This is a genomic window from Allobosea sp. 2RAB26, from assembly GCF_052115465.1.
Taxonomy (GTDB): Bacteria; Pseudomonadota; Alphaproteobacteria; order Rhizobiales; family Beijerinckiaceae; genus Allobosea.
In genome coordinates, this window is sequence record NZ_JBFRGS010000011.1 from 206659 (window position 1) to 213960 (window position 7302).

The 7302-nt window shown below is 64.0% G+C and carries 5 protein-coding genes; 4 read left to right on the forward strand and 1 reads right to left on the reverse strand.

The window, feature by feature from the left end:
* Window positions 1–42 precede the first annotated feature (42 nt).
* The 4 genes from AB4118_RS21940 to AB4118_RS21955 all read left to right on the forward strand — a co-directional run bounded on the left by AB4118_RS21940 (window position 43) and on the right by AB4118_RS21955 (window position 6567).
* Window positions 43–3237, forward strand: coding sequence for an efflux RND transporter permease subunit (locus AB4118_RS21940; RefSeq protein ID WP_441491733.1), 3195 nt, complete (start codon window positions 43–45; stop codon window positions 3235–3237).
* 69 nt (window positions 3238–3306) lie between these two features.
* Window positions 3307–4070, forward strand: a protein-coding gene (locus AB4118_RS21945; protein ID WP_441491734.1) for an IS5 family transposase whose coding sequence is annotated in 2 segments (ribosomal slippage) — window positions 3307–3648 and window positions 3651–4070 — 762 coding nt in all. Because the reading frame shifts where the segments join, the coding sequence is not laid out codon by codon here.
* Window positions 4071–4098: 28 nt separating this feature from the next.
* Window positions 4099–4539, forward strand: coding sequence for an SAVED domain-containing protein (locus tag AB4118_RS21950; RefSeq protein ID WP_441491735.1), 441 nt, complete (start codon window positions 4099–4101; stop codon window positions 4537–4539).
* 681 nt (window positions 4540–5220) lie between these two features.
* The gene (locus AB4118_RS21955; protein ID WP_441491736.1) at window positions 5221–6567 is read left to right on the forward strand and encodes an amidase; all 1347 of its coding nucleotides are present in this window, start codon (window positions 5221–5223) and stop codon (window positions 6565–6567) included.
* A gap of 48 nt (window positions 6568–6615) precedes the next feature.
* Here the strand turns inward: AB4118_RS21955 and AB4118_RS21960 are convergent.
* The coding region (locus tag AB4118_RS21960; protein WP_441491737.1) for a beta-barrel domain-containing protein at window positions 6616–7302 on the reverse strand (687 nt) is incomplete at its 5' end.

Consider the following 7302-nt stretch of genomic DNA (forward strand, 5'->3'; position numbering starts at 1 on the left):
GGTATCGGCCGCCCGCCCTGCCCTCCCGGCCAGGACCCCAGCATGTTCCGCTTTGCGCATTTCTTCATCGACCGGCCGATCTTCGCGACCGTTCTCTCGATCCTGCTGACGATCGCCGGCGCCATCGCGCAGCGCAGCCTGCCGATCGCGGAATATCCCGAGATCGCGCCGCCGACCGTCACGATCACCGCGACCTATCCGGGCGCATCGGCCGAGGTCGTCGCCTCGACCGTCGCAGCGCCGATCGAGCAGGAGGTCAACGGCGTCGACGATATGCTCTATATCTCGTCGCAATCGACCGGTGACGGGCGTGTTACGATCAGCGTCGTCTTCAAGGCCGGCACGGATGTCGACCAGGCACAGGTGCTGGTGCAGAACCGGGTGTCGGCGGCCGAGCCGCGCCTGCCGCAGGACGTCCGTACGCTCGGCCTGCAGGTCCGCAAGGCCTCGCCAGACTTCCTAATGGTCATCCATATGCTGTCGCCCGACGGCTCGCGCGACCAGCAATACGTCTCGAATTACACGACGCTGAACGTGAAGGACGTGCTGACCCGCGTCGAAGGCGTCGGCGACGTGCAGGTCTTCGGCGCGCGCGACTACTCGATGCGCGTCTGGCTCGATCCCGCCAAGGTCGCGGCGCGCAATCTGACGGCGGGTGATGTCATCGCCGCGATCCGTGCCGCCAACATCCAGGTCGCCGCCGGAGCGATCAACCAGCCGCCGGCGAAGTCGGATGGCGCCTTCCAGCTTTCGGTCAATACGCAGGGACGCCTCACCAGCATCGACGAGTTCTACAACATCGTCGTCCGCTCGGACGCGGATGGCGGCACGATCCGCGTCCGCGACGTCGCCCGCGTCGAACTCGGCGCGCAGGACTATCTGTCGAACTCCTATCTCGACAACAAGGAAGCCGTCGCGATCGGCGTGTTCCAGCGTCCGGGCTCGAATGCGTTGTCGGCATCCGAAGCGCTCATCAAGACAATGGACGGGTTGTCGAAGAACTTCCCGGCCGGGGTCGAATACAAGATCGTCTACAACCCGACGGAGTTCATCGCTGAATCCGTCTCCGCCGTGGTGACGACGCTGCTTGAGGCGATCGTGCTCGTCGTCTTCGTCGTGATCCTGTTCCTGCAGACCTGGCGTGCGGCGATCATCCCGATCATCGCGATCCCGGTTTCGCTGGTCGGCACCTTCCTGGTGATGAGCGCGGTCGGTATCTCCTTCAACACGATCTCGCTGCTGGCGCTGGTGCTGGCCATCGGTATCGTCGTCGATGACGCGATCGTCGTGGTCGAGAATGTCGAGCGGTATCTGGCGCAAGGCATGAGCGCCAAGGACGCAGCGCACAAGACCATGGACGAGGTCGGCGGCGCCCTGCTCGCGATTGCGCTCGTGCTGTGCGCCGTGTTCATCCCGACCGCCTTCATCACTGGTCTGCAGGGCACGTTCTACCAGCAGTTCGCAGTCACAATCGCAGCCTCAACGGCGATCTCGTGCTTCGTTTCGCTGACCTTGTCACCGGCGCTGTCGGCGATCCTGCTGAAGCCGCACAGCCATGAGGAGCCGAAGGGTTTCTTCGCGGCGATCGGTGCGCCGCTGCGTTGGTTCTTCAAATATTTCAACATGGCCTTCGACTGGCTCTCGCGCGCATACGGCGCGGCGACCTCGCGCCTGATCCGCGTCGGCGTCCTGATGCTGCTGGTCTATGCCGCCCTGATCGCGGTCGCCGGCCAGCGCCTGGCGGCGATTCCGACGGGCCTCGTCCCGCAGCTCGACCGCGGCTACTTCATCGCCGTCGTGCAGCTGCCTCCGGGCTCGTCGCTGCCGCGAACCGACGAGGTCATCCGCAAGGCGACCGACATGCTGCTGTCGCGGCCTGGCGTCGCCCATATCGTCGCCTTCGCCGGCCTTGATGGCGCAACCTTCACCCTGGCGCCCAATGCCGGCGTCGCCTTCGTCACCCTCACCGACTTCAGGGAAAGGGCCAAGGCGGGCCTCACGACCCAGGGCATCCTCAACGATCTGCGCAGCCAGCTGGGCCAGATCGGCGAGGCCTTCGCCCTGGTGATCGAGCCTCCTGCCGTTCCCGGAATCGGCAACGGCGGTGGTCTCAAGGGCTATGTCCAGGATCGCGGCGGGCGCGGCCTGCCGGCGCTTGAGGGCGCGACCTGGGCAGTGGCTGGAACCGCGGGCCAGGCTCCGGGCATCCAGCAGCCGTTCACGCTGTTCTCGACCAGGACGCCACAGATCTACGCCGATATCGACCGGACCAAGGCTGAAATGCTCGGTGTGCCCGTGACCCGGGTGTTCGAGACCCTGTCGGTCTATATGGGGTCGGCCTATGTCAACGATTTCAATATCCTGGGCCGCACCTTCCGGGTGACGGCGCAGGCCGACAATCCCTACCGGCTCGACATCCGCGACGTCGCGGCGTTGAAGACGCGCAATGTCGACGGCGAGATGGTGCCGATCGGCTCGGTCGCGACCTTCTCCGACACGACCGGCGCCTATCGCGTGCCGCGCTACAACCTCTATCCGGCGGCCGAGGTCCAGCTTTCGATGGCGCGCGGTTACTCGACCGGCCAGGGCATCGCGGAGGTGGAGAAGATCGCGCAGCAGGTTCTGCCGGCCGGGTTCGGTTTCGAATGGACCGAGATCGCATTGCAGGAGAAGCTTGCCGGCAACACTGCGATCATCGCCTTCGGCCTCGCCGTCGTCTTCGTCTTCCTGCTGCTGGCGGCACTGTACGAGAGCTGGACCTTGCCGCTCGCCGTCATCCTGATCGTGCCGATGTGTATTCTCGCGGCGATGGTCGGCGTCGGTTACAAGGACTTCGATCGCAACGTGCTCGTCGATATCGGTCTCGTCGTGCTCGTCGGCCTTGCTGCGAAGAACGCGATCTTGATCGTCGAATTCGCCAAGCAGGCCGAGGACGAGGGCATGAGCCGGCGCGAGGCTGCGATCGCAGCGGCCAGGACCCGGTTGCGACCGATCCTGATGACGTCGCTCGCCTTCATCCTTGGCGTGCTGCCCCTGACGATCTCTGTCGGTGCCGGCGCCGAAATGCGCCAGGTTCTCGGCGTCGCGGTGTTCTCCGGCATGATCGGCGTGACGCTGTTCGGGCTGCTGTTCACCCCGGTCTTCTATGTGGTGGTGCGCTGGCTCGCGAGCGTTCTGTCTCGCAAGAAGAAGGATGCTCCCGCCACCGGCAAGGACGCCCATCCGGCTGCGCACTAGGAGCCGTGGACTCTTGGGATTCCCATGGGCGCTGATGCGTGATTCAAGGCTGTCTTTTGGAAGGCAGCCATGGGTGTTCTGGACCGCCTGATTCTTCGGGACGATCAATGGGAGCGGATATCGCTCCATATCATCGGCGACGAGAGGACGCGCGGTTCGACTGGTCGCGACAATCGGATGTTCGTGGAAGCGGTCTTGTGGATCGTGCGAACGGGCTCGCCCTGGCGCGATCTGCCGGAGGTTTTCGGCGACTGGAACAGCGTTTTCCGCCGTTTCAGCCGCTGGAGCCACAAGGGTGTCTGGTGGCGCATCTTCGCGGCGATGTCGGACGATCCGGACTTCGAGTATCTGATCGTCGATTCCACGATCATCCGCGCTCACCAGCACGCGTCGGGCGCTAAAAAGGGGGGCCTGAAGATCAGGCCATTGGCCGTTCCCGCGGCGGCCTGAGCACCAAGATCCATATGGCCGTCAGAGGCCTGGGCTGCCCAGTGCGCTTCGTCCTGACCGCCGGCCAACGCGGTGATTGTCCGCAGGCTCACGCTCTGATCGAAGGATTGCCCGCAAAGCTCGTCATGGCTGACGCGGCCTATGACGCCGATCCCCTCAGGCGAAAGATTGCCGAGAAGGGCGCCATCGCCGTCATTCCCAACAACCCGTCACGGGCGCGCAAATATCCCCTCGACAAGCACCTCTACGCCCAGCGCCACCTCATCGAATGCTGCTTCTCGAGGCTCAAGCAGTTTCGTCGGGTCGCGACGCGTTTCGAAAAGACGGCCAAACACTACCTCGCCGTCGTCACAATCGCCGCCATGATCCTATGGATCAGATAAGTGTCCACAGATCCTAGAGCGTGGCGGCGTGGTCGCTTTGAAGCTCGGCGTCAGCGCCACAGTTAGTAGCGAGCGCATCGAGGCTGTGTTCGGTGCCGAAACTTTGATCTGGTCGATCGCGGCGGCCACACCAGGCAATGACGTGATGAGACGACCTCGAGACTTGGTTTCGTACCGCGCGGTTCTTCGACGAGCGTTCGACCGTATCGAGGCCTCCCACGGCGAGGGCGCAACCATCCATATCTTTTCGGCGGTGCCGGTCTCGTTCGCGGTCGAGACGGGTCGTGCCTGGATGCCGAGAGCGACCTGCCGCTGCGAATCTACGACCAGAACCGGAAACGTGGAGGTTTCGTCCCGGTCCTTACGATCGAGCACACTTGACCGCATCTGCGCGGCGCCAAGGGCCACGGCTTGGGCGTCGCTTCCAGATCGTGACACCACGGATGAGCTGCCAAGCGCATGTGTGTGATGACAGTGGAAGGTGCGCGCGAGCTAGCAATATGCCCGAAAGCTGACGCTGCAGATGTCCGAGATGGGCCATCTATCGCCTTTTGCTGGCGGGACAATCAGCTTACCGGAAAGCGGACCTCGGCTGCCTTGGCTATTGGCCACAGAGAGCCGAGTGCTCTGACACTGCAACAGTTTTATCGAAATCCCAAAGTGACCGCAATGCATACGACTCTGTTGCAAAAGGCAAATTTTGATCTGCAACAGAGGCGCCTATCCCGACCGCGCAATAGACCGAGGTCCACAATCTCGCATATTCTGGTGTCTTTATGATATTTCACTGTAACTCACTCACTCAGCTTCATTGCCGAAACCACACTATTTGGAACCAAACTCTATGATCCTCGATCCCCTGATCCGGGCGCGGCCTTGCTTGCCGAATAGCCAGCCGATCAGGAAATCAGTCGATCGATAAATCAAATAGGTCATTTACGACAGCCTCTTATGGCAACATGCGAAAGTAGATTGGCGGCTCCGCTTGCCGATATTCCAACCGTTCGGGACACTGGCTCATTGTCTTGGAGCAGGCTTGATTGATGCGGACCGCGCGCCTCGAAATGCATGGCAGAGCCATGGTCGCCAGGAATGGATTTCGACCGTCAGCCCGGATACAGCCTGACATGATGGCTGCTTCGGGGAATCGATGACCATGCGCACGTTGCAGGATTGTGCTGAAGCTCTGGCCGGTGGAACGATCACCGCCCGTGCGCTGGTGGAGGAATGCCTCGAACGGATTTCAGATCCGGCGGGCGAAGGTCGACGCGCCTTCATCTCGGTCTCGGCAGACAGCGCCCGGGCGTCGGCTGATGCCCATGACGGCTTGCGGCGTGTCGGCCGTGCGGCCGGCCCATTCGCCGGCATTCCCTTCGCCGTGAAGGACCTCTTCGACGTTGCCGGCGAACGGAGCATGGCTGGCTCACGTGCACTGGCCGATTGCGCGCCGGCGAAGGCTCATGCGCCGACGATCGCACGCATGATTTCGGCCGGGTTCATCCCGATCGGTCGGACCAACATGACCGAATTCGCCTATTCGGGAATCGGTGCCAATCCACATTATGGAACGCCGCTCAGTCCCTGGGATCGCGCCTCACGCCGCATTCCGGGTGGCAGCTCGTCAGGCTCCGGCGTGGCGGTTGCCGATGGCATGGCACCGGTTGCACTCGGCAGTGACACGGGCGGGTCATGCCGGATTCCGGCCGCGCTCTGCGGCATTGTCGGCTACAAGCCGACAGCGCGACGGGTGCCGCTCGATGGCGTCGTCCCGTTGTCGAGCAGCCTTGATTCATTGGGGCCGCTCGGCGCCAGCGTGGCCTGTTGCGCCATTGTTGACGGCGTCCTGGCGGCCGACTCTCTTGCGCCGCCGCTGCCACGCCCGATTGCGGGCCTGCGCCTTGCCATTCCGACCCAGATCGTCAGGGATGGCATGGATGCAACCGTGTCCGCCGCTTTCGACCGCGCAGTCAGCCGCCTGAGCGCGCTTGGCGCGCTGATCAGCGATGTTGATTTCGCGCCGCTCGCGGCAATTGGCAAGGCCAACAGCAAGTTCGGCTTCGCGGCGCCCGAGGCTTTCGCCTGGCACCGCGCGCTGCTCGAAACGAAGGGCGAGCTTTACGACCCCCGGGTCAGCAGCCGGATCGCGACCGGCGCACAGGCGCTGGCCGCCGATTATCTCGATCTCGTGCTGGCCCGGCGCGAGATCATCGCGGTAATGGATGCGCTTACCGCAGGCTACGACGCGCTGCTGATGCCGACCTGCCCGATCATGGCGCCGCGCCTGGACGATCTGACGGAGGATCCCGAGTATTTCCGGCTGAACGGGCTGCTGTTGCGCAACCCGAGCCTCGGCAACTTCCTTGATCGCTGCGCGATCAGCCTGCCCTGCCATAAGCTTGGCGAGGCTCCGGTCGGATTGATGCTGACCGGCGAGACCGGCGGCGATCGCACCCTGTTTGCCATTGCCGCCGGGATCGAGGCGGCCTTGCGGCAATGAGTGCTCCAAGAGGGGCGGGCACAGCCCCTCCCCTCGTATGGCTCTGTTTCAGCGTTCCTTGAAGATCCTGTTGGCGTGGTCCGCGAAGGGCTTTGTCAGGAACGAGAGCGCGGTGCGTTCCTCGGTGGTGATGAAGACCTCGACCGGCATTCCRGGCTGGAGCTTGCGGTCGCCGAGGGCRGCGACGAGATCGCCGTCGATCTGGATCTCGCCGGTGTAGAAATTGGCGCCGGTGGTGGGGTCGCGGGTGGTCGCCGGGGAGAGATGGCTGACGGTGCCCGGCAGYTCCGGGGTCGAATTYTTGGCGAAGGCGGAGAAGCGCAGGCGGGCGGGCTGGCCCGGCCTGACCTGGTCGATATCGGTCGGCGCGATCCTGACCTCGACGGTGAGCYTGGCCTCGCCCGGTACGATGGTGGCGAGACGGGCAGCCGGGGTGATGACGCCGCCGACGGTGAAGACGGTCAACTCGTTGACGATGCCGGCGATCGGGGCGCGGATCTCGGAGCGTGAGAGCCGGTCCTCGCTGGCGAGCCGCCGGTCGCTGAGCTCGGAGACCTTGGCCTCGACCTGGCGCAGCTCGCGCTGAGCCTCGGTGCGGGCGGTCTCGTCGACGGCGATGATCTGGAGGCGGGCGTCGCTGACGCGCAGCCGGGCGCGGGCGATCGAGGCTTCGATCTCGCCGCGCTCGCCGAGCAGGCGGGCCCATTCGCGGTTGATGTTGTAGACCTTCGTGCC